This is a genomic window from Pseudomonas sp. S3_C06, assembly GCF_054667675.1.
The window spans coordinates 5,400,823-5,421,662 of the sequence record NZ_CP162747.1; the positions used below are offsets into that span (position 1 = coordinate 5,400,823).

Sequence of the window (20,840 nt, forward strand, 5' to 3'; positions counted from 1 at the left end):
CATGCGCGGCGCGGTGTTCCCGTGGCGGGACGGCAACCGGTTCGAACTGCTGATCGACGGTCCGCAATTCTTTCCGCGCATGCTCGAGCAGATTGCTGGTGCGCAGGAGCAGATCGAACTCGAACTGTATCTGGTCGAGGCCGGCGCCTGCGCCGAAACCATCGTGCAAGCGCTGGTGCTGGCCGCCGAGCGCGGTGTGCGTGTGCGTTGTCTGTTCGATGATTACGGCAGCCTCGCCTTCACCCTCAATCTGCGTCAGCGCCTGATCCAGTCCGGGGTTGAACTGCGTTTCTACAATCGGCTGAACTGGCGGCGCTGGGTCGGCAACTTCTATCGGGATCACCGCAAATTGCTGCTGGTCGATCAATGTCTGGCGGTGGTCGGTGGCACCGGTGTCACCGATGAGTTCTGGACGCCGGGCCATGACAGCAGCGAATGGCACGAAGTGATGGTCGAGATCCGCGGCCCGTTGGTGATCGACTGGCAATTGTTGTTTGATCGCCAGTGGATCGCCAACCGCTATCGCCGCGCCTGGCGCCCGGCCGCGCATTTCGGTCTGCCGCGTTTGCCTCGGGTGCCGGACAAGGGCGAGGGCATGGGCCGCGTGGCGTATGCCGATGCCCGCCAGCACCGCGACATTCTGCAGTCGCTGTTCCGCGCCTTGAACAGCGGGCAAAAACGCATCTGGATGGCCACGCCGTACTTCCTGCCGACCTGGAAAATCCGCCGCTCCCTGCGCAAGGCTGCGGCGCGCGGTGTTGATGTGCGGTTGCTGCTGACCGGGCCGCGCACCGATCACCCGTCAGTGCGCTACGCCGGGCATCGTTATTACCCGCGACTGCTCAAGGCCGGGGTGCAAATCTTCGAATACCAGCCGTGCTTCCTGCATTTGAAAATGGTGCTGGTGGACGATTGGGTGAGCATCGGTTCGTGCAACTTCGATCACTGGAACCTGCGCTTCAATCTGGAGGCGAATCTGGAGGCGCTGGACCCGTCGTTGACGGCAGCGGTAGAGGCGAGTTTTGTGAAGGACTTCGGGCTGAGCCAGCAGGTGAGTCTGGAGGAGTGGCAGCGCCGGCCGTTGTGGCGACGGGTCAAGCAGCGGGTGTGGGGCTGGGTGGATCGGGTGGTGGTCAATATTCTCGACCGCCGCGGGTAAAACCGATTTTGAATACACCCTAAATCCAATGTGGGAGCGAGCCTGCTCGCGAAAGCGGTGTGTCAGTCAGCAATTGTTTATCTGAATGACCGCTTTCGCGAGCAGGCTCGCTCCCACAGGGTTTTGCGGTGTTCTTGCGGTTACAGCAATTCAAAGCTCTGCTGCGTCACGTCTTGGGAATCCAGGCCGATCTGCACGTTGAACTTGCCAGGCTCTGCCGCGTACTTGAGCTGGGCGTTGTAGAACTTCAGGTCATCCTCGGTGATGGTGAAGTGCACGACTTTCTGTTCGCCGGCCTTGAGCATGATTTTCTGGAAGTTCTTCAGTTCTTTCACCGGGCGGATCATCGAACCGGTGACGTCCTGGATGTACAACTGCACCACGGTTTCGCCGTCACGCTTGCCGGTGTTTTTCACCATGACGCTGGCGTCGAGCTTGCCAGTGGCGTTGAGGGTGGTTGACGACAGCGCCATGTCGCTCAGGGCGAAGTTGGTGTAGCTCAGGCCGTAACCGAACGGGAACAGCGGCCCGGTGGTGTCATCGAAATACTGCGAGGTGTAGTTGCCCGGTTTGCCCGGCGTGAACGGCCGGCCAATGCTCAGGTGGTTGTAGTAGGTCGGGATCTGGCCCACGGAGCGCGGGAAGGTCACCGGCAGTTTGCCCGACGGGTTGTAGTCGCCGAACAGTACGTCGGCGATGGCGTTGCCGCCCTCGGTGCCGCTGAACCAGGTTTCCAGAATCGCGTCAGCCGACTGGTTCTCTTCGAGAATGGTCAGCGGACGGCCGTTCATCAGTACCAGCACCAGCGGTTTGCCGGTGGCTTTGAGCGCACGGATCAGCTCGCGCTGGCTTTCCGGGATGTTCAGGTCGGTGCGGCTGGAGGATTCGTGGGACATGCCACGGGATTCACCTACCGCTGCAACGATCACGTCAGCGTCTTTTGCAGCTTTCACTGCTTCGTCGATCAGCACGTTGGCCGGACGCGGGTCATCGACCACTTCTGGCGCATCGAAGTTGAGGAAGTTCAGGTAGTCGAGGACCTTCTTGTCGCTGGTGATGTTGGCGCCACGGGCGTAGATCAGGTTCGACTTATTGCCGATCACCGAACTCATGCCGTCGAACAGCGTCACCGATTGCGCAGGGCGCCCGGCGGCGGCCCAGCTGCCCATCATGTCGATCGGCGCTTTGGCCAGCGGGCCGACCAGCGCGACTTTTGCGTCTTTCTTCAGCGGCAGGGTTTCGTTCTGGTTCTTCAGCAACACCAGGCTGCGACGCGCGACTTCGCGGGCCTCGGCACGGTGCAGACGGCTTTCGGCGTAGGTGTCGGCCGGATCATCTTCAGCCTTGCCGATGCGCAGGTACGGGTCCTTGAACAGGCCCATGTCGTACTTGGCCGCGAGCACTTCACGCACGGCGTTGTCGATGTCTTTCTGCTCGATCTCACCGGACTTGAGCAGGCCCGGCAGCTCTTTGCCGTACAGAGTGTCGTTCATGCTCATGTCGATGCCGGCCTTGATCGCCAGCTTCGCCGCTTCACGACCGTCGCGGGCGACACCGTGCTTGATCAGTTCGAAGATCGCGCCGTGGTCGCTGACCGCCAGGCCTTTGAAGCCCCAGTCGCGGCGCAGCAGATCGTTCATCAGCCAGGTGTTGGCGGTGGCCGGAATGCCGTTGATCGAGTTCAACGCGACCATCACACCACCGGCGCCGGCATCGATCGCGGCGCGGTACGGCGGCAGGTAATCCTGGTACATCTTCACCGGACTCATGTCGACGGTGTTGTAGTCGCGGCCGCCCTCGACCGCGCCGTACAGGGCGAAGTGCTTGACGCTGGCCATGATGCTGTCGGCGGCGCTCGGGGTGGCACCCTGATAGGCGCGGACCATGACGCCAGCGATGCGCGAAGTCAGGTAAGTGTCTTCACCGAAACCTTCGGAGCTGCGGCCCCAGCGCGGGTCGCGAGAGATGTCGACCATCGGCGCAAAGGTGATGTCGAGGCTGTCGGCGGCGGCTTCTTTCGCGGCCACGCGTCCGGACTGGCCGATGGCGTCCATGTCCCAGCTCGAGGCGAGGGCCAGCGGAATCGGGAAAATCGTACGGTGACCGTGGATCACGTCGTACGCGAAAAACATCGGAATCTTCAGGCGACTGCGCATGGCAGCGTCCTGCATCGGACGGTTTTCCGCACGGGTGATCGAGTTGAACGTGCCGCCGATGTTGCCGGTGGCGATCTCTTTGCGGATCAGTTCGCGGGGCATTTCCGGGCCGATGCTGATCAGGCGCAGCTGGCCGATTTTTTCATCGAGGGTCATTTGATTCATCAGATTGCTGATGAATGCGTCCTTGTTTTCCAGAGGTACCGGGGTCGTGGCGGCCAATACTTGATGACTGGCCAGGCTGACGAACAGACCCAGCAAACACAGCTTCTTCATGAATATTTTTCTCAAGGGCCCAAACGGCGAGGTAACGCCGGCCAGCCAAAATTTAGGGAGCGACTATTGTTGTTCGGGTGCAGGCTCGAAAACACCGAGCCAAAAACGACAGCCGACACTCGGCAGCGTGAACGCGCAGGGCACTTTTTAGCCCATTGGCCCGTCGTAATCCAGCGACGCGGCCGATTATGCCCCAAGAGCCCGCCAAGAATGTTTCGCGCTCGGTTTTTATAATGAAATGTGCCAAGGAGCATCACTGCGATGAATGTAAGCCCAACCAATCGCTCGCGTTTGCAGGTCGCCACGCTGCTGGTGCTGGCCACGTTGTTGACCGCGTGCGGCATCAACAATATCCCGACCCTCGACGAACAGGCCAAAGCCGCGTGGGGCCAGGTGCAGAACCAGTACCAGCGCCGCGCCGACCTGATCCCCAATCTGGTGGAAACGGTGAAAGGTTATGCAGCTCACGAGCAGGAAACGCTGACCGCAGTGATCGAGGCGCGGGCGAAAGCCACGTCGATCCAGGTCGACGCCAGCACCCTCGACAACCCGGAAAAACTCAAGCAGTTCCAGCAGGCGCAGGATCAACTGACCGGTGCGTTGAGCCGCTTGATGGTGGTCTCCGAGCGCTATCCGGATCTGAAAGCCAACCAGAATTTCCTCGCCCTGCAATCGCAACTCGAAGGCACGGAAAACCGCATCGCCGTGGCGCGCCGCGATTTCATTCTGGCGGTGCAGAAATACAACACCGAAATCCGCACCTTTCCCGGTCGTCTCTGGCACAGCGTGATGTACAGCGATCTGCCGATCCGCGAAACCTTCGAAGCCACCACGCCCGGCGCGGAAAAAGCCCCGGAAGTGAAATTCTGATTCGAGGTTGTCCATGCGTGTGCTGAAAATGGGCCTGGTGCTGATGCTGTGGCTGTTCGCCCTCAGCGCCCAGGCCGAGTTGACGTTCCCGGCGCTGAGCGGCCGGGTGGTGGACGAAGCGCAGATGATCGACCCGTCGGTGCGCGCGCAACTGGGCCAGCAGTTGCAGGCCCACGAGCAGGCGACCGGCGAGCAATTGGTCGTGGTCACGCTGCCGGATCTGCAAGGCACCACCATCGAAGATTTCGGCGTTCAGCTCGGCCGGCACTGGGGCATCGGCCAGAAGGACAAGAACAACGGCGCGCTGCTGATCGTTGCCCGTGACGAGCGCAAACTGCGCATCGAAGTCGGTTATGGCCTGGAAGACCGACTGACTGACGCGCAGACTTCGGTGATCATCCATCAAGTCATAACCCCAGCCTTCAAGACCGGCAATTTCAGCAAAGGCATCAGCGATGGCGTCGCGGCGATGCTGGTGGTGCTCGGTGGCAATCCGCTGGATGAACCGTCGACGGTGTATGAGTCCAGCGGTGATCCGGCCGACGATTTCATCTCGCGGCACCCGGCACTGTTCGTGTTTTTAGTGATGTTGTTCATCTTGACGGTGTTTGTCTGCCAGATGCTCGGTATCCTGCCCGCTGGCCGTGGCGGCTCCGGAGGAGGGGGCGGCTTTGGCGGTGGCGGCGGCTTTGGCGGCGGTGGTGGAGGCGGTGGCTTCAGCGGCGGCGGGGGCAGTTTCGGCGGCGGCGGTTCGTCCGGCGGCTGGTGAGATCAGAAGAATAATGAGCAGGCACTTTTCAACATGGCATTACTGACTGAACACGAACAACGCAAAGTCGCCGAGGCGATCGCCCGGGTCGAGCGCGACACCGACGCCGAACTGGTGACGGTGCTGGCCGCCCGCGCCGATGACTACGCGTACATCCCGCTGTTGTGGGCGAGCCTTTTGGCACTGGTGGTGCCGGGCGTTGTGCACTACCTGACCGGGTGGCTGACCCTGCACAGTCTGCTGCTGGTGCAGTGGGGCGCGTTCATCGTGCTGTGCCTGCTGTTTCGTTTGCCGAAAATCACTACCCACCTGATTCCGCGCCGCGTGCGGCATTGGCGCGCATCCAACCTGGCGCGCCGGCAGTTTCTCGAGCAGAACCTGCACCACACGGTGGGCAGCACCGGCATGCTGATTTTTGTTTGCGAGGCGGAGCGGTATGTGGAGATTCTAGTGGATGAGGGGATTTCCAAACGGCTCGATAATAAGAGTTGGGATGCGATTGTTGCGGCGTTTACCGAGCAGGTGCGGCAGGGGCGCACGCTTGAGGGGTTTGTCACGTGTATCGAGGCGTGTGGGGAATTGCTCAAGGTGCATGTGCCGGTGACGCAGGTGAGGAATGAGTTGCCGAATCGTCTTGTGGTTTTGGGGTAGTTTGCAGATTTTCTCACTCGGCTTGAGGGCCATCCCCTCACCCCAGCCCTCTCCCGGAGGGAGAGGGAGCAGCACCGAAGTGTCTGGCGCTCGACATCGACCTGGAAATCGGCATCGATTATTGGATTCAACGCAGATCGTTCAAGTCGGTGTATCTCGTCAATATCCCACGGTCAGTCCCCTCTACCTCTGGGAGAGGGCTAGGGTGAGGGCCGCTTTTAAAGAACCGTTCGGTAAATAAGAGCGTGTCCCCAACCCCCATCCCCCCTAAAATACCCGCCATTCCCGATTTCGCCCGTCCGAGGCCGCTTTTCCATGTCCGTTACTGCCCCGTCCATCAAGCCTGCGCCCGATCACCACGCCCAGTTCATCGAGCTGCTGCAAACCAGCCTCGAACAGAACGGTTTCATCAAACTGGTGCTGGCCAAGTACGTCGGTGACGAAGCGGATCTGCAGCGGGTCATCATCAAAGCGGTGACGGTCAAGGCGCAGCCGAATCTGTCGTTCGTCTATCGCTACAAAACCCGTGACATCACCAAAAACCTGCCCTTGGTTGACGGTGTGGCGACGATTGCCGCGCTGTTGCCGGCCTCGTTCAAAAATGCGCATTTACTCGCGGTGGCTGACGAAGCCCAGCTCGAATACAGCAAAAAGGGCAAGTCTTCGCTGTTCAAGAGCAAACCTCAGCAATTGCGCGAAGCGCCGTCCGCGGAACACAACCGTGAGAAAAATCGTTATCTCGAACTGAGCCGGCCGTTCCTCAAGGACTTGGGCGTGACCAACACCCAGCACGAACTGATCCCGGCGATGTCGCGCAAGTGGAAGCAGATCAACAAGTTCATCGAAGTGTTCAGCCACGCCCTGACCTCGTCGCCGCTGGCGCTGGACAAACCGGTGCGGGTGGCGGATTTCGGTTCGGGCAAGGGTTACCTGACGTTCGCGATTCACGATTACCTGCGCAACACCTTGAACGCCGAGGGCGAAGTCACGGGTGTCGAGTTGCGTGAGGAAATGGTCAACCTGTGCAACGCTGCGGCGGCGAAGCTCGATCATCTGGGCCTGGTGTTCAAGTGCGGTGACGTGCGCAGCGTGGCGCCGAGCGAGCTGGACGTGATGATCGCCCTGCATGCCTGCGACATCGCCACCGACTACGCGATCCACACCGGCATCCGTTCGGGCGCGTCGATCATCATGTGCTCGCCGTGCTGCCATAAACAGATTCGCTTGCAGATCCAGAGCCCGGCGTTGCTCAAACCGATGCTGCAATATGGTTTGCATCTGGGGCAGCAGGCAGAAATGGTCACCGACAGTTTGCGTGCGCTGTTCCTTGAGGCCTGCGGTTACGAGACCAAGGTCTTCGAGTTCATCTCGCTGGATCACACCAACAAAAACAAGATGATTCTGGCGGTGAAACGCGCCGAGCCGGTGGACCCGGCGCAGTTGTTGGTGAAGATTCAGGAGTTGAAAGACTTCTACAACATCAGCGAGCACTGCCTGGAAACCCTCCTGCGCGCTGACGGCTACCTGGCCTGACACAAAACCTTGTGGGAGCGAGCCTGCTCGCGAAAGCGGACTGACAGTCAACGATGATGTTGGCTGTTACGGACCCTTCGCGAGCAGGCTCGCTCCCACATGGGGTTTGATGGCGGTTTCGCGGCCGAGCATGACAGTGGCGATGACTCCGCAGGCAAACACCCAGGTAATCGGCTCGACATGTTCACCAAAGAACAGCGCCGAAAACGCGATGGTGAAGAAGATCTGCAGCAACTGGATCTGACTGACCCGGGCAATGCCGCCCATGGCCAACCCGGCGTACCAGGCAAAGAAGCCGAGAAACTGCGAAAACAGCGCCACATAACCAAACGCCCACCAGGTTTTGGCCGACACCGCACCTTGATGTTGCAGCGCCAGATACAACACTGGCCCGATCAACAGCGGCGTCGACAGCACCAGCGCCCAGCAGATCACCTGCCAGCCGCCCATCTCCTTGGCCAACCGGCCGCCTTCGGCATAACCCAAGCCACCGACGGCAATCGCCCCGAGCATCAACAGATCACCCGCCTGAATACTGCCGGCCCCGGTGTACAACGCATAACCGAGCACCAACGCACTGCCCAGCGCCGCGCAAGCCCAGAAGGCTTTCGACGGACGTTCGTGGGACAACCACGCGGCGTATAGCGCCACGCACAGCGGTTGCAGGCCGTTGACCAGCGCACCGTGAGACGCCGGCAAGGTTTGCATGGCCCACGCCGACAACACCGGAAACCCCAGAATCACCCCGGCGATCACCAGGCTCAGGCCTTTGACCTGCGGCCACGTTGGCCACTTCTCGCGGCGCCATAACAGAAGCAGCGCCGCCGGAATTGCCGCGAACAACGCGCGACCCAAACCGTTAAGCAGTGGATGCAGTTCCTGCACCACGATGCGGGTGAAGGGCAGGGTGAGGCTGAAGATCACCACGCCGAGCAGGCCGAGGGCCATGCCGGTGTTTTCGCGCGAGGACATGATGGGAGACCAGAATCGTAGGGAATTGGAAGGTGTCCTCATCTAGCCATAATCCGCGAATTTCGGGGTGTTACAGCTAGGCACGGACTTAGGCGTACAGTTTCAGGGCCTCTTCGCGAGCAGGCTCGCTCCCACATTTGGAATGCATTCTTCCTGTGGGAGCGAGCCTGCTCGCGAAGAACGATGACACGGTCTGAGGTAGTAGCCGGTTGTTACCCGAGCCTCCGGATAAGGTCTACCTTGAATACTCCCAAGCATTCCCCCAGAGGAGTCCTCCCCATGGCCGCGAAAAAGATTCTGATGCTGGTCGGCGATTACGTCGAAGATTACGAAGTGATGGTGCCGTTCCAGGCCCTGCAAATGGTTGGTCACACCGTCCACGCCGTGTGCCCGGACAAGGCCGCCGGCAAAACCGTGCGCACCGCGATCCATGATTTCGAAGGCGATCAGACCTACAGCGAAAAACCCGGTCACCTGTTTGCCCTCAACTTCGATTTCGCCAAGGTCAGCGAGGCCGATTACGACGCACTGCTGATCCCCGGCGGCCGTGCCCCGGAATACCTGCGCCTCAACGAAAAAGTCCTCGACCTGGTGCGTGCCTTCGACAAGGCCGGCAAACCGATTGCCGCCGTTTGCCACGGCGCACAATTGCTGGCAGCGGCGGGCGTGCTTGAAGGTCGCGAATGCAGCGCCTATCCGGCCTGTGCGCCGGAAGTGCGACTGGCGGGTGGCACGTACATCGACATTCCGGTGACGGACGGCCACGTTCAAGGCAATCTGGCCACTGCACCGGCGTGGCCGGCGCATCCGAACTGGCTGGCCGGTTTCCTTGGCTTGCTCGGTACTAAAATCACTCTGTAACGAGGAATCGCCGATGTGCGAGCTCTACGTCAAGGCCGACCCGATTCTCTACGAGTCACGCTCGCGCTCGCTGCGCATCTGCGGGGTGGTGACGACGTTGCGTCTGGAGAATCAGTTCTGGGACATCCTCAGCGAAATCGCCGAAGTCGATGGCATGACCACCAACCAGTTGATCGCCAAGCTGTATGAAGAGGTGATGGATTATCGCGGGGAGGTAGTGAACTTTGCCTCGTTCCTGCGGGTGAGTTGTACGCGCTATTTGAGTCAGCGGCGGGTGAGTGCGCCGCAGTTGTCGGTGGTGCGGGCGGTGGTGAAATAGCCGGCATCGAGTTGCCTCATTCGCGAGCAGGCTCGCTCCCACTTTCGACCGCGTTCTCCAACGGGTATGCGCTCAAATGTGGGAGCGAGCCTGCTCGCGAAGGGGCCGGTACAGGCGACAGATAATCAGGACTGGTCTTTACTCTGAAGCGCGAAGTCTCTCAATCGCCAAGGAGCAACGAGCATGTCCGGATGGTACGAAATCAGTAAAAGCAGCAACGGCCAGTTCAGGTTCGTGCTGAAAGCGGCGAATGCCGAAACGATTCTGACCAGCGAGCTGTACACCACTCGCGCAGCGGCCGACGGCGGCATCGCGGCGGTGCAAACCAACAGCCCGCTCGATGAGCGCTACGAGAAGAAGTCGACGAAGGACGGTCATCCGTACTTCAATCTGAAAGCGGCCAATCATCAGGTCATCGGCAGCAGCGAGGCGTATTCATCGGATGCGGCGTGCGATAAAGGCATTGCCAGCGTCAAGGCGAACGGGCCGAGCAAGGTGATCAAGGACAAGACCTTGCCGGTGCTCTGACCTCACTTTCAAATCCATTGCAAATCCACTGTGGGAGCGAGCCTGCTCGCGAAAGCGGTGTATCAGTCAACATCATCATCGACTGATACACCGTCTTCGCGAGCAGGCTCGCTCCCACATTGGGTTTTGCGTTTTACCGGGAGATCAGCGCACGGTCTTGAGGATCATTTGCAGCTGAGTCTGGCCCGCCTCACTCAACGGGAAGACCGGCAAGCGTGGATCGCCCACCTCCAGCCCGGTCTGTCGCAACCCGGCCTTGATCGTCGCCGGCAACCCACCCTTGAGTATGAAATCCAGCAGCGGCAACTGGCGATAGAACAGATCCCGCGCCCGATCCAGATCGCCGGCCATGGCTGCGTCATAAAGATCCAGATTCAACTGCGGGATCAAATTGGGCGCCGCCGTGCACCAGCCTTTCGCCCCGGCAGCGAACGCTTCCAGCGCCAGCGGATTGCAGCCGTTGTAGAACGGCACCTGACCTTCACCGAGCAATAGCAGCTTGTGCATGCGCTGAATATCGCCGGTGCTCTCCTTGACCATGGTCACGTTTTCCACGCCATTGACGATGCGTAGAATCAAATCCACCGACATGTCGGTGCCGCTGGTGGCCGGGTTGTTGTAGAGCATGATTGGCACGCCGATGCTCTCGCCGATGGCGCGGTAGTGCGCGAGGATTTCCGCCTCGGTGAGTTTCCAGTACGAAGCCGGCAGCACCATCACCACGTCGGCACCATGGGCTTCGGCGAAACGCGCGCGGCGTACGGCTTTGGCGGTGGTCAGGTCGGACACGCTGACGATCGTCGGCACACGTTTGGCGACGTGCTTGATGCTGAACTCGGCGACCTGATCCCACTCCGCATCGCTCAGGTAAGCGCCTTCGCCGGTGCTGCCCAGCGGCGCGATGGCGTGGACGCCGCTGTCGATCAGGCGATCGATCGATTGCCCGAGCGCTGGCAGGTCCAACCCTTCGCCGTTGGCGCCGAACGGGGTGATGGTGTAGCCGATGATGCCGTGAATAGTGGACATGGGAATCTCTCCGTAACAGGTTTCAGTTCAGGCAATCGGCGTGTTGGCGCAGGTTCTGCCGGGCGTAGTAGTTGAAGGCGGCGGCGTGGCGTTTCGGCTTGGCGATCCAGTCATGCGCCTCGCGGCCCAGTTCAGGGATGATCGGTTTGATCGTGCCGGCGGCCATCGCCAGCAGTTGCAGCTTGGCCGCTCGTTCGATCAATTGGGCGATGACACAGGCCTCTTCAATCGTCGTACCGGTCGACAACTGACCGTGGTGCGAAAGCAGGATCGCGCGTTTGTCGCCCAGCGCACCGGCAATCAGCTCACCTTCTTCATTGCCCACCGGCACGCCCGGCCAACCTTCGAGAAACGCGCAGTCGTCGTACAGCGGGCACAGATCCATGTGGGAAATCTGCAGCGGTACTTCCAGCATCGACAGCGCCGCGACGTGGGTCGGATGGGTGTGAATGATGCAATTTACATCCGGGCGAGCGCGGTAAACCCAGCTGTGGAAACGGTTGGCCGGGTTGGCCATGCCGTGGCCTTCGAGGACTTCCAGATCCTCGTTGACCAGCAGCAGATTGCTCGCGGTGATTTCGTCGAAACCCAGCCCCAGTTGCTGAGTGTAATAGGTGCCGGGCTGCGGGCCACGGGCGGTGATTTGGCCGGCGAGGCCTGAGTCGTGACCGTTCTCGAAGAGAATCCGGCAGGTCAGGGCCAGCTTTTGCCGATCGGTCCACGTATTATCCGCCAGGCTTTTTTGCATCTGGGTCAGCGCTTGCTTGACCAGTTGGTCTTTGGGTAGTGCTAATGTCTTGGCCATGTCTGTGTCCTTTGGGTGATTGCAAATGACACGAAAGAGGCTATATGACACAAAGTGTCATTGGCAAGCACAAATCGTCGCTTCCTTGCTGGAATACCGCTGCGCATGTCTATCCGTTTGAAATTATTGAGAAAAAAACTTGGCGTAACCCTTGAGGCACTGGCCGAAAAATCCGGCATGACCAAGAGTTATCTGTCCAAAGTCGAGCGCGGGCTGAACACCCCGTCGATTGCGGCCGCGTTGAAACTGGCGAAAGCGCTGAATGTGAAAGTCGAGGAATTGTTCTCTGAAGACAACGTCAGCCTCGACAGCTACAGCCTGGTGCGCAGCCACGAGCGTCAGTCACTCGCCGCCAATGATCAGAGCCCCGGTTATGCCGTGCTGGCCCATCAGGTCAGCGAGCGCAACCTGCTACCGTTCATCATCTACCCGCCAAAAGAGTTCAGCGACAAGACCTTCAAGGAGCACTTGGGCGAGGAGTTTCTGTTCGTTCACGAAGGGCAGGTGGAAGTGGATTTCATGAACGAGAAGGTGCTGCTGGAGCGTGGCGACGCGCTGCACTTCAATGCGCAGAAGCCGCACCGGATCAGATCGGTCGGGGATGTGCAGGCGCAGTTGCTGGTGGTGGTGCACAGCGCCGAGGAATGAGTTGCCCCCAAAAGCTTCGCGAGCAGGCTCGCTCCCACAGGTTGAATGCATTCCAAATGTGGGAGCGAGCCTGCTCGCGAAGGCGTCAGTCAGGCCTGCATCAAACCTCGACCGGCACCGACAACTTCGGGCTGCCAAGCGCGTGCGTCTTCGCATCAAAAAACCGCAACTCAACGCCCGTCCCCTCAAACACCTTCGCGTAATGCCGCTTCTGATGCTGAACAAACGCCGCACTGCGCGGGTAAATCGAGATCGCCACCGTCGCAGGTTTCGCCAAACGCAGAGCCCGTACGATGTGCGCATCCTGCTCGCCCAACGCATGACCAAAGATGCACAAACTGCCGCCATGCCCGAGCAATTGCTCATAACAGAACGACAGGTAATCCGAACTGCGAATGGTCTTGAGCTTGTCCGCACTCGGCCCTTCGGTAACGAACAGCGGCACGTCATCCAGCGTCTTGATCGTATTGTTGATCGCGAAACTGCCGAGCAGCGTGCCTTCGGTCGAGGTCAGCTTGCGCGCGGTGCCGTCCTGATTTCGCACCAGATGCAGACCACCGTGCAGGTACAGCAGGCGCGGTTTGTCGGTGGCCGTTTCGCTCAGATCAAAACTCGCATTGGCGCCGTTGAACAGGTCGTCGATGGCCTCGCTTTGGTGTTGCAGCGCCCAGTAGTTGAGCAGGTCGTAATTGGTGGTGAACACCGTGCGATAGCGCGCCAGTTCTTCATTCAGCGTCGCCAAAGTTGAAGCTTTCACCAGTCGCCAAGGAATGTGCACCGCGTGCACGGTGTTGATCAGCGCTTCCTTGATCGCGTAGTAGCGATTGCGCGGTGCCGCCGAGCTGACGGCCAGGGCCTTGTTGACTCGGCTGGTGGTTTTCAGCGCGCCAAGTACCTGCTCGAAACTGCGCGTCTGCATCGCGTCGAACACTGCCAGTTCCGAGGGGCTCAGCGGTTTTTCTTCGACGGTGCGGGCGTTTTCGAACAGCGAGTCGTAGCCGAAGTCTTCCCACACCGCACGGCTGGCGCCATTGCCCACCAGCAAACCGCTGAAATCGGTCGCGGCGCGCAGGGTGTTCCAGTCTTCGAGGCTGGCGTCGACATCGAGAAAATCGGTCATTGCGTAGGCGGTCTCAAAACATAGGGGCTGATGGACGGCGACTTTATCACGAGCGGGCATTGAGCCAGATCAACATCGCTCGTGACCGATCGGTCGATGCTGTGTCTATCCGCCGAACCGGAGCAGTCGATTCGGCCCCTGTCAGGAGATGCGCGCATGACCAGCACCTTTTTCATTCCGGCGGTAAACATCATGGGCAACGGCTGCCTCGACGAAGCCATGGTCGCGATCCGCAACTATGGTTTTCGCAAGGCGCTGATCGTCACCGACACCGGGCTGGCCAAGGCTGGCGTGGCCACCATGGTCGCCGAGAAGCTGGCGATGCAGGACATCGATTCGGTGATTTTCGACGGCGCCAAACCCAACCCGAGCATTGCCAATGTCGAGTCGGGGCTGGGGCTGCTCAAGGAAAGTCGCTGCGATTTCGTCGTGTCGCTGGGCGGCGGTTCGCCTCACGATTGCGCCAAAGGCATCGCCCTGTGTGCGACCAACGGCGGACAGATCCGTGATTACGAAGGCATCGATCAATCGAGCAAGCCGCAACTGCCACTGATCGCGATCAACACCACTGCCGGCACCGCCAGCGAGATGACGCGCTTCTGCATCATCACCGACGAATCGCGCCACGTGAAAATGGCCATCGTCGACCGCAATGTCACGCCGCTGTTGTCGGTCAATGACCCGGAATTGATGGTTGCCATGCCCAAAGGCCTGACGGCTGCCACCGGCATGGACGCACTGACCCACGCCATCGAAGCCTACGTCTCGACCGCTGCCAACCCGATCACCGATGCCTGCGCGTTGAAGGCGATGACCCTGATCAGCAACAACCTGCGCCTGGCCGTGCGCGATGGCAGCGACCTCGCCGCGCGGGAAAACATGGCTTACGCGCAGTTCCTCGCCGGCATGGCCTTCAACAACGCGTCCCTCGGTTACGTGCATGCGATGGCGCATCAATTGGGCGGTTTCTACGACCTGCCCCATGGCGTGTGCAATGCCGTGCTGCTGCCCCACGTGCAGACGTTCAATGCGCTGGTCTGTGCCGAGCGGCTGACCGATGTTGCCCACGCCATGGGCGCAGACATTCGTGGCTTCAGCCCCGAAGAGGGCGCCCAGGCGGCGATCAATGCGATCCGCTGCCTGGCCAAAGATGTCGAGATTCCCGGTGGTTTGCGTGAACTCGGCGCCAAGCTCAGTGACATTCCGCTGCTCGCGACCAATGCGTTGAAAGACGCCTGCGGTTTGACCAACCCACGGGCGGCCGATCAGCGCCAGATCGAGGAGATTTTTCGCAATGCGTTTTGAGAGGCCGGTCAGGTTGATTTCTTGACGGTCAGGTTTTGCCCTTGCCCTTGCCCTTGCCCTTGCCCTTGCCTTCAGCTGTCACCGTAAACGTTCGAACACGGACCCAGTCAGACAACTTCCCTTTGATGTTGTGAATGGCGGATATCCGGTTCAGTCCGGGAGGTAAGGGTTTTGTAACCTGAGTACGCCATTGCTTGAGGGGGTCGACGTCGGCTTTGGCAATCATCACGCCGGTGTCCAGATCGATAATGCTAACGAAGCCTTCAGCTTTTGTGACATCTCCCGAAAAGACCGGAACCGTATTCACCTGTGCGTCCTCTTTTGGTTCGGAAACTACCGGGACGTCGATTGCCGGCCGCAGCAGCACGGTATATCTGCGCTCCTCACTCCAGTCTGACTTGATGCCTTCCCATGTCTGGTGGGCGCGAATCTCCTGCTGACCCGGAGACTGGACACCGCTGATGCTAAACGCCCATCGTCCATTTGCGCTGACCTGTCCGTCACCGAGCGAATGCTTGTCTGCAATGCTCCAAACCTGCACTAGAGCACCCGGTATACCGCTGCCGAGAAACAGTGTTGCAACCCCCGTTTCGCTGTCCCTTTTGGGGTACGTGATGGTCGGGGGCGGGACAGGTTGCGTGTCGGGCTTGTCGGGAGTGCTCATTGTGTTTCTCGTTTCAGGCTGATTTGAAACGAAACACTGGCACGGCGTGTCCCGTTTAGAACCTGTAAGAACTACCAGTTTTTTAGCTTTTTTTGCTTGGGCGGTAATTTCTTTTTGTTCTAAAAAACTGTCATTTCTGTCAGTTGTCTGGCGTGGCTGCTTCGGATCGAATGCTCTGATAACGGGGTCGACTCCGATCTCTTCAGGAGCACGCGAACATGCCAGAAGCCACTACACGTAACGCACAACTCGCAGGTGAGCCGGATCAGACGTTTGCCCATTCAGGCCTGCAAACGCTGCAGTTTCCTGGCGCGCGCAAAACCATCGGTAACAGTGTCGCAGTGATGCCCTCGGGTCGGATCATGGTCAGTACAACGGTTATCGACGCATCGGGAGCCTCGAATTACGGACTTGCACGACTGCTCCCTGACGGACATCTCGACACCGGCTTCGGCCAGGGCGGGTACCTTGGCGGCCAGTTTGCGAATGGTCGGTTATCACAGGGCGGGAGTCTGGTCGTCGATGCGAGCGGTGCATTCTGGTTGAGTGCGGTGCTCGCAAATGCAGCAGGCAAGCTCGAGCAAATCATCCCTCGATTCAAACCCGACGGTACGCTCGATCGTGATTTTGGTGATGAACAGTCGGGCTATCGAGTCGTGCCGATGCGTATTCCCACGCTGAACAATGCCACGGGCGGCCGCTTGATATTGGCCCAATCCACTCCAGCGAAATCGATGCCGGACAGATTGCTTTTCGTCACCTCCCAAGGGGGCAGCGGGTTGTTGGCGCGTTTCTTTCTGGATGGCAGGAATGATGACGATTTCGCTGAAAATGGCTGGATACCTCTGACGCTTCCAAGTGTGGCGATCACGTTGCACGGGGTCACGCAGTTGGACGGTGGGCAGATTCTTGTCCATGGCAAGACCGAAGTGACGAATCAGGGGCTGGTCATGGCTTACGACAGTTCCGGGCAGGTTGCCAAGCCGTTCGGCAAGGACGGTACCCTACTGCTGAAACTGGACAATGCCGGTGTACCGCTTGAAAGCTCGGTGAATCGTATCGTGGTGCAATCGGCGCAGCGCTTGTTATTGATCGGATCTGCCGTCGAGTCTTCCGCCGGGGAGAAACGTCAGCATGGCTTGATCAGCGGGATCAATCTCACTGGCCAGGCTGATCCAGAGTTTAATCTCGGTCTGCCAGTCATTACCCTTGCAAAGCAGCCGCTGGATCTTAAAAGCTGGAGCGCAGGGTTCGCGCTGAATGACTCCCCCGGCCCGAGAATCGTCACGGTCGGACAGACCTCGGAGGGCACACGAGGGTTGCTGACGGCTGGCTTTCTGGCCGATGGCGCAGTGGATCCGTTATTTGATGTCGAGGGTGCAGCCGAGATCCCGTGGATTGCGCAGGATGCCTGTCTGCAGGGGGCGTCAGTGCTGGTGCTGGGGCATAGAAATGAAGCGGCTCACCTGGTGCGATTGCTGACAGCGGCGAGTTGACGGGCGGGTTCATCACATTTTCGGTGTGATTGAAATCCGGGCTATCCTGCCGACTCGGAATAACCCCAGTCAGCGAGCCCTCCATGCTGCAAAAGAGCCTGATCCGCCGCCTCGACCTGATCACCCTGCAACTGTTCGTCGCCGTCCATGAAGAGGGCACGTTGACCCGCGCGGCCTCGCGCGAAGCCATCGCAGTGTCGGCGGCGAGCAAGCGGCTGATGGAGCTGGAAGAGGCGCTCGGGATCAGCCTGTTCGTGCGTCAGGCCAAGGGCATGACGCTGACGCCCGCCGGCGAAACGCTGCTGCACCATGCGCGGCAGATGTTGTTCAACGTCGAGAAAATGGGCCTGGAACTGGGTGAACACAGCCACGGCGTGCGCGGTTATGTGCGCATGCTGGCGAACCTGTCGGCGATCATTCAGTTTCTTCCCGAAGACCTGCGCGACTTCTCCGCGCAGCACCCGCAGGTCAAGACCGATCTTGAAGAGCGACCCAGTGCCGGGGTGATTCAGGGGGTGCTCGATGGCGTGGCGGATCTCGGCATCTGCTCCAACGACAGCGACACCAAAGGTCTGCGCAGCGTGTTGTACCGCGAGGACAAACTGGTGGTGGTCATGCTGCCAGAGCATCCCTTGGCCGCGCGTGAATCGGTGGCGTTCGATGAGACGCTGGACAGCGATTATGTCGGTTTGCACGCCGCCAGCTCGATCAATATGCGCACCCATGCGGCGGCGCGTCAGGCTGGCAAAGTGCTGCGCATTCGCATTCATGTGCCGGGGTTCGACGCGGTGTGCCGGATGGTCCAGGCCAACATGGGCATTGGCATTTTGCCGCAGCGCGCTTATGAATTGTTTGGTCAGGCGCTGGGTTTGCATGCGGTGCCGTTGATGGATGACTGGTCGGATCGTGCGTTGATCGTGGTGGTGCGGGATGAGGCGGGGTTATCGCCGGTGAGTCGGATGCTGTTTGAGCACTTGCGAGGGCAGGGCTCGTGAGATTCCCGGCGGTCTGATTGAGGAGATTGTCCGCAATGCCTTCTAACGCTTGTCGCCCATCGGCGCGAATCGCACGCAGAGCATCGTGCCGACAGCGAGCAAGGTGCACAGCAGCGACAGGCGCCAGGCCTGTGGGCTGGCGATCAGACTGGCCATCGCACCAATGATTGCCGCCATCGATTGATGAATGAACCCGCTCAGTGCCATCGCATAAGCACCGGCAATCGGCGCACCATCGTTGGCACGGGACAGGCTGATCGGGTAGTTCAACGATTGGCCGAACACGGCAACGCAATACGGCAGCCAAAACAGTAATGCGATGGAACTGGCCGTCAGACTGCCCAGCAACATCACGCTGCTACCGGCCAATACCAAACCTGCACCGACCGCCATCAACCACGCCTGACCGGTGCGCAGCACGAAGTGATTGACCGCCAGCGCGCCGAGAAAATAGGCAGCGCTGATGGGCCAGCCGAGCAGTCCGTAATCCACCGACGACCACGCGAATGGCCCCTGCAGAATCAGTGGCGCCGCAGTGTTGAATGCGATGATCACGCCGTAGCCCAAGCCACCGGCCAGAGCCGGCAGCAGAAACGCCCGGTGCAACAGGATTTGCCGATAAGCCGACCACGATGAGGCGCTGGCCGGTTCGTCAGCCATCGCTGGGAAAGTGACTCGCGCCACAATCAGCGCCATCAACAGGCACGTCACGCCGAGCAGATAGAAGATCGCCTGCCAGCCCAGTGTCACCTCGATCAGCGAGCCCATATATTGGCCGATGCCCAGCGCCACCACGAACGAAATCGAAATCCACGACAACGCCCTGGCCAGCAGATCGCCGCGAAAGCTGTCACGGATCAGCACCCGTGCCATCACTGAAATACCGCTGGCACCGACGCCTTGCATCAGTCGCAGCAGCAAAAACGCTTCAAGCGTCGAACCCGACGGCAACGCCAGATTGGCCACCCCGTAAATAACCAGCGCCGCCAATAACACCGGTTTGCGTCCGATGCGTTGGGCCAGACTGCCCCAGAACAACATCGGCAGCGCCATGCCGATCAGGTACAGCGACAACCCCCACGACACCTTTGCAGCTTCCGCACCCAGGTGTAGGGCGATCTCCGGTACTGCCGGCAAATAAATACTCATGCCCAACTGGGCGAGAAAAACCGTGCTGCAGGTGATCAGAAGGGTGACGCTGGCGTTCATGACTTGTCCCTGTTTTCAGTCGTCGAAATCGCAACGGTGGGTACGCAACAGTCCGGTGATCAGTTCACAGAAGCGCCGAATCAGCGCCGGCTGCATGTCCGCGCGCAGCGTAATACGGATGGCTGCCTTGCCTTGAGCGACCACCGGGAAAAATACCGCGCTGGTGAAAAATCCCTGTTCGGCCAATTCACTGGCAATACGATTGGCCACGGCAGCCTGTGCGCACTTGATCAACCGAATGGCTATGTTGCTGTGGCACTGATCGGTGCTGATCAGGCTGTCGAAGAGGCGGATGTTAGCCGCAAGATTGCTTTGCAGCGTGACAAGCTCGGCGCTGCGATGCAGGCGGATAGACGCTCTGCCGGCACCGATCGCCGCGCAGTTGAGACTCTGCGACCAGTTGCTTGGCCCGCCGTAGCGCTGAACAAGTGTTTTCTGTCGCTCGTTGCCCAGCATCACCAACCCGCCGCTGGCGCCAAACGACTTGGCCAGTGACGCGACGATCAGGCAGTCCTCCTCCAGCGCCGCCATCCGCGGCCGAACAAGTCCGGCGCCATGCTCACCGACAGCGGACAACGCGTGAGAATCATCCAGATAAAGAAACAACCCGTAGCGATCCTTCAAGTACAGCAGACCGTCCATGTTGGCAACGCCGCCCATGCTGTACGCGCCATCAGCGACATACGCCACGCGGCCGTGTTGCTGGCAGACGCGTTCGAGGAACTCCATGTCGTTGTGCGGCGCAGTCACGACGCGGGTTTCATCGGCGCACGCGGCCTTCAAATGATTCATCGAATAATGCGCGTAACGGTCAAATACCATCACCGGTGGCCGGCCTTCGGTGAAGATGCCGCTGGCCAGTAATGGCAGGATTCCGGCGCTGGCGGCGCTGCAAGACAAGGTGCTCAGGCAGACGGCATCGAACAGTTGCGACAATTCGTTCTCGTATTGCTCGAGAATTGCCAGTTTGCAGCGGTTCTTCGAGTTGGCGACGCGCAGGCTGCCGGTTTCGCGCAACGCGGTGATGGCACCCTCGAGCAGGGCAGGGTGATGATCGAGGCCAAGGTATGAGGTCGTGCAGAAATGATGGAGTTCACGTCCGTACTGATCAAGCAGGTGGTTGGGGCTCTTCACTTCGACATTGAGGCCGGCGACTTTGCCCAGTTCGGCGATGTCCCAATCGTGGTCGGCCAGGGCGATGATTTTGCGGAAATTGGAATACAGATTGGGCGTGTGCAACGGAAGATTCACAGGTGACATTCCTTGAGCGTAGCGATCCGTGGGGTGTTGCAATTTGTGTGTGTTGCCAGACTTTACAGAGCGAAAAGTCCGGCAAAAATCGGCTGTTTCCGCGAATCCTGAGAGGCGACGGAGTTTTGTTTGTAGGGCGAAGCGACGAAAATCTGTCGAGTAATCACCTTTCTGACGTGGGCGAAAAATCGCAATCCTGCCGACACTGACCAACCCCGGTCAGTGAG

General features: G+C 59.7%; 20 protein-coding genes. 12 read left to right on the forward strand and 8 right to left on the reverse strand.

The features are described from left to right. Position 1: 1 nt before the first annotated feature. Positions 2-1,159, forward strand: coding sequence for a phospholipase D-like domain-containing protein (locus tag AB4N44_RS24010; protein WP_127926144.1), 1,158 nt, complete (start codon positions 2-4; stop codon positions 1,157-1,159). 140 nt (positions 1,160-1,299) lie between these two features. Here AB4N44_RS24010 and bglX read toward each other — a convergent pair whose 3' ends face one another. Beyond that, on the reverse strand, positions 1,300-3,591 hold the full coding sequence (gene bglX / locus AB4N44_RS24015; protein WP_455805305.1) for a beta-glucosidase BglX: 2,292 nt from the start codon (positions 3,589-3,591) through the stop codon (positions 1,300-1,302). A 261-nt stretch (positions 3,592-3,852) separates the two neighbouring features. On the opposite strand from bglX, the gene AB4N44_RS24020 reads away from it, so the two are divergent. The 4 genes from AB4N44_RS24020 (at position 3,853) to AB4N44_RS24035 (ending at position 7,414) form a co-directional block, all read left to right on the forward strand. Continuing rightward, positions 3,853-4,461 carry a LemA family protein gene (locus tag AB4N44_RS24020; RefSeq protein ID WP_095119162.1) on the forward strand — a complete coding sequence of 203 codons (609 nt, stop codon included), beginning with the start codon at positions 3,853-3,855 and terminating at the stop codon, positions 4,459-4,461. Between the two features lie 13 nt (positions 4,462-4,474). Beyond that, the gene (locus AB4N44_RS24025) at positions 4,475-5,230 is read left to right on the forward strand and encodes a TPM domain-containing protein (protein WP_460107210.1); all 756 of its coding nucleotides are present in this window, start codon (positions 4,475-4,477) and stop codon (positions 5,228-5,230) included. A gap of 33 nt (positions 5,231-5,263) precedes the next feature. Then, positions 5,264-5,881 (forward strand): TPM domain-containing protein, encoded by a 618-nt coding sequence (locus AB4N44_RS24030; protein WP_127926147.1) that lies wholly within the window; start codon positions 5,264-5,266, stop codon positions 5,879-5,881. Between the two features lie 315 nt (positions 5,882-6,196). Next, positions 6,197-7,414, forward strand: a complete 1,218-nt coding sequence (locus AB4N44_RS24035; RefSeq protein ID WP_460107208.1) for a class I SAM-dependent methyltransferase — start codon at positions 6,197-6,199, stop codon at positions 7,412-7,414. A gap of 66 nt (positions 7,415-7,480) precedes the next feature. Here AB4N44_RS24035 and AB4N44_RS24040 read toward each other — a convergent pair whose 3' ends face one another. Then, positions 7,481-8,386 (reverse strand): DMT family transporter, encoded by a 906-nt coding sequence (locus tag AB4N44_RS24040; RefSeq protein ID WP_460107206.1) that lies wholly within the window; start codon positions 8,384-8,386, stop codon positions 7,481-7,483. Positions 8,387-8,665: 279 nt separating this feature from the next. On the opposite strand from AB4N44_RS24040, the gene AB4N44_RS24045 reads away from it, so the two are divergent. The 3 genes from AB4N44_RS24045 (at position 8,666) to AB4N44_RS24055 (ending at position 10,094) form a co-directional block, all read left to right on the forward strand. Continuing rightward, positions 8,666-9,247 carry a DJ-1/PfpI family protein gene (locus tag AB4N44_RS24045; protein ID WP_095049176.1) on the forward strand — a complete coding sequence of 194 codons (582 nt, stop codon included), beginning with the start codon at positions 8,666-8,668 and terminating at the stop codon, positions 9,245-9,247. Between the two features lie 13 nt (positions 9,248-9,260). After that, entirely contained in the window at positions 9,261-9,566 is a 306-nt protein-coding gene (locus AB4N44_RS24050) for a ribbon-helix-helix domain-containing protein (RefSeq protein ID WP_160038619.1), read from the forward strand. 183 nt (positions 9,567-9,749) lie between these two features. Further along, complete coding sequence (locus AB4N44_RS24055) at positions 9,750-10,094, forward strand: YegP family protein (RefSeq protein WP_102900217.1); 345 nt, start codon at positions 9,750-9,752, stop codon at positions 10,092-10,094. 144 nt (positions 10,095-10,238) lie between these two features. Here AB4N44_RS24055 and AB4N44_RS24060 read toward each other — a convergent pair whose 3' ends face one another. Both AB4N44_RS24060 and AB4N44_RS24065 read right to left on the reverse strand, forming a co-directional pair. After that, entirely contained in the window at positions 10,239-11,120 is an 882-nt protein-coding gene (locus AB4N44_RS24060; RefSeq protein WP_160038621.1) for a dihydrodipicolinate synthase family protein, read from the reverse strand. A gap of 22 nt (positions 11,121-11,142) precedes the next feature. Then, positions 11,143-11,925, reverse strand: a complete 783-nt coding sequence (locus tag AB4N44_RS24065) for an aldolase (protein ID WP_007911518.1) — start codon at positions 11,923-11,925, stop codon at positions 11,143-11,145. A 105-nt stretch (positions 11,926-12,030) separates the two neighbouring features. On the opposite strand from AB4N44_RS24065, the gene AB4N44_RS24070 reads away from it, so the two are divergent. Beyond that, positions 12,031-12,573, forward strand: a complete 543-nt coding sequence (locus tag AB4N44_RS24070; RefSeq protein ID WP_102900220.1) for a helix-turn-helix domain-containing protein — start codon at positions 12,031-12,033, stop codon at positions 12,571-12,573. Between the two features lie 100 nt (positions 12,574-12,673). Here the strand turns inward: AB4N44_RS24070 and AB4N44_RS24075 are convergent, their stop codons facing one another. After that, a complete protein-coding gene (locus AB4N44_RS24075) occupies positions 12,674-13,693 on the reverse strand; it encodes a DUF4917 family protein (RefSeq protein WP_460107201.1) in 1,020 nt (339 codons plus the stop codon). 156 nt (positions 13,694-13,849) lie between these two features. On the opposite strand from AB4N44_RS24075, the gene yiaY reads away from it, so the two are divergent. Further along, complete coding sequence (gene yiaY, locus AB4N44_RS24080) at positions 13,850-14,998, forward strand: L-threonine dehydrogenase (protein WP_160038625.1); 1,149 nt, start codon at positions 13,850-13,852, stop codon at positions 14,996-14,998. A gap of 28 nt (positions 14,999-15,026) precedes the next feature. Here the strand turns inward: yiaY and AB4N44_RS24085 are convergent, their stop codons facing one another. After that, the gene (locus AB4N44_RS24085; RefSeq protein ID WP_460107199.1) at positions 15,027-15,662 is read right to left on the reverse strand and encodes a hypothetical protein; all 636 of its coding nucleotides are present in this window, start codon (positions 15,660-15,662) and stop codon (positions 15,027-15,029) included. A gap of 218 nt (positions 15,663-15,880) precedes the next feature. On the opposite strand from AB4N44_RS24085, the gene AB4N44_RS24090 reads away from it, so the two are divergent. Further along, on the forward strand, positions 15,881-17,158 hold the full coding sequence (locus AB4N44_RS24090; RefSeq protein ID WP_460107197.1) for an NHL repeat-containing protein: 1,278 nt from the start codon (positions 15,881-15,883) through the stop codon (positions 17,156-17,158). An 83-nt stretch (positions 17,159-17,241) separates the two neighbouring features. Beyond that, positions 17,242-18,153, forward strand: coding sequence for a LysR family transcriptional regulator (locus tag AB4N44_RS24095; protein ID WP_127926159.1), 912 nt, complete (start codon positions 17,242-17,244; stop codon positions 18,151-18,153). A 42-nt stretch (positions 18,154-18,195) separates the two neighbouring features. Here the strand turns inward: AB4N44_RS24095 and AB4N44_RS24100 are convergent, their stop codons facing one another. Both AB4N44_RS24100 and AB4N44_RS24105 read right to left on the reverse strand, forming a co-directional pair. Then, the gene (locus AB4N44_RS24100; protein ID WP_150749339.1) at positions 18,196-19,362 is read right to left on the reverse strand and encodes an MFS transporter; all 1,167 of its coding nucleotides are present in this window, start codon (positions 19,360-19,362) and stop codon (positions 18,196-18,198) included. Positions 19,363-19,377: 15 nt separating this feature from the next. Beyond that, entirely contained in the window at positions 19,378-20,613 is a 1,236-nt protein-coding gene (locus AB4N44_RS24105; RefSeq protein ID WP_238786331.1) for an aminotransferase class I/II-fold pyridoxal phosphate-dependent enzyme, read from the reverse strand. Positions 20,614-20,840: the final 227 nt, after the last annotated feature.

What these genes read in the sequence shown, in the direction of transcription:
- AB4N44_RS24010 (WP_127926144.1), top strand. Translation starts at nt 2, where the DNA reads ATGCGCGGCGCGGTGTTCCCGTGGCGGGACGGCAACCGGTTCGAACTG.
- bglX (WP_455805305.1), bottom strand. Translation starts at nt 3,591, where the DNA reads ATGAAGAAGCTGTGTTTGCTGGGTCTGTTCGTCAGCCTGGCCAGTCAT.
- AB4N44_RS24020 (WP_095119162.1), top strand. Translation starts at nt 3,853, where the DNA reads ATGAATGTAAGCCCAACCAATCGCTCGCGTTTGCAGGTCGCCACGCTG.
- AB4N44_RS24025 (WP_460107210.1), top strand. Translation starts at nt 4,475, where the DNA reads ATGCGTGTGCTGAAAATGGGCCTGGTGCTGATGCTGTGGCTGTTCGCC.
- AB4N44_RS24030 (WP_127926147.1), top strand. Translation starts at nt 5,264, where the DNA reads ATGGCATTACTGACTGAACACGAACAACGCAAAGTCGCCGAGGCGATC.
- AB4N44_RS24035 (WP_460107208.1), top strand. Translation starts at nt 6,197, where the DNA reads ATGTCCGTTACTGCCCCGTCCATCAAGCCTGCGCCCGATCACCACGCC.
- AB4N44_RS24040 (WP_460107206.1), bottom strand. Translation starts at nt 8,386, where the DNA reads ATGTCCTCGCGCGAAAACACCGGCATGGCCCTCGGCCTGCTCGGCGTG.
- AB4N44_RS24045 (WP_095049176.1), top strand. Translation starts at nt 8,666, where the DNA reads ATGGCCGCGAAAAAGATTCTGATGCTGGTCGGCGATTACGTCGAAGAT.
- AB4N44_RS24050 (WP_160038619.1), top strand. Translation starts at nt 9,261, where the DNA reads ATGTGCGAGCTCTACGTCAAGGCCGACCCGATTCTCTACGAGTCACGC.
- AB4N44_RS24055 (WP_102900217.1), top strand. Translation starts at nt 9,750, where the DNA reads ATGTCCGGATGGTACGAAATCAGTAAAAGCAGCAACGGCCAGTTCAGG.
- AB4N44_RS24060 (WP_160038621.1), bottom strand. Translation starts at nt 11,120, where the DNA reads ATGTCCACTATTCACGGCATCATCGGCTACACCATCACCCCGTTCGGC.
- AB4N44_RS24065 (WP_007911518.1), bottom strand. Translation starts at nt 11,925, where the DNA reads ATGGCCAAGACATTAGCACTACCCAAAGACCAACTGGTCAAGCAAGCG.
- AB4N44_RS24070 (WP_102900220.1), top strand. Translation starts at nt 12,031, where the DNA reads ATGTCTATCCGTTTGAAATTATTGAGAAAAAAACTTGGCGTAACCCTT.
- AB4N44_RS24075 (WP_460107201.1), bottom strand. Translation starts at nt 13,693, where the DNA reads ATGACCGATTTTCTCGATGTCGACGCCAGCCTCGAAGACTGGAACACC.
- yiaY (WP_160038625.1), top strand. Translation starts at nt 13,850, where the DNA reads ATGACCAGCACCTTTTTCATTCCGGCGGTAAACATCATGGGCAACGGC.
- AB4N44_RS24085 (WP_460107199.1), bottom strand. Translation starts at nt 15,662, where the DNA reads ATGAGCACTCCCGACAAGCCCGACACGCAACCTGTCCCGCCCCCGACC.
- AB4N44_RS24090 (WP_460107197.1), top strand. Translation starts at nt 15,881, where the DNA reads ATGCCAGAAGCCACTACACGTAACGCACAACTCGCAGGTGAGCCGGAT.
- AB4N44_RS24095 (WP_127926159.1), top strand. Translation starts at nt 17,242, where the DNA reads ATGCTGCAAAAGAGCCTGATCCGCCGCCTCGACCTGATCACCCTGCAA.
- AB4N44_RS24100 (WP_150749339.1), bottom strand. Translation starts at nt 19,362, where the DNA reads ATGAACGCCAGCGTCACCCTTCTGATCACCTGCAGCACGGTTTTTCTC.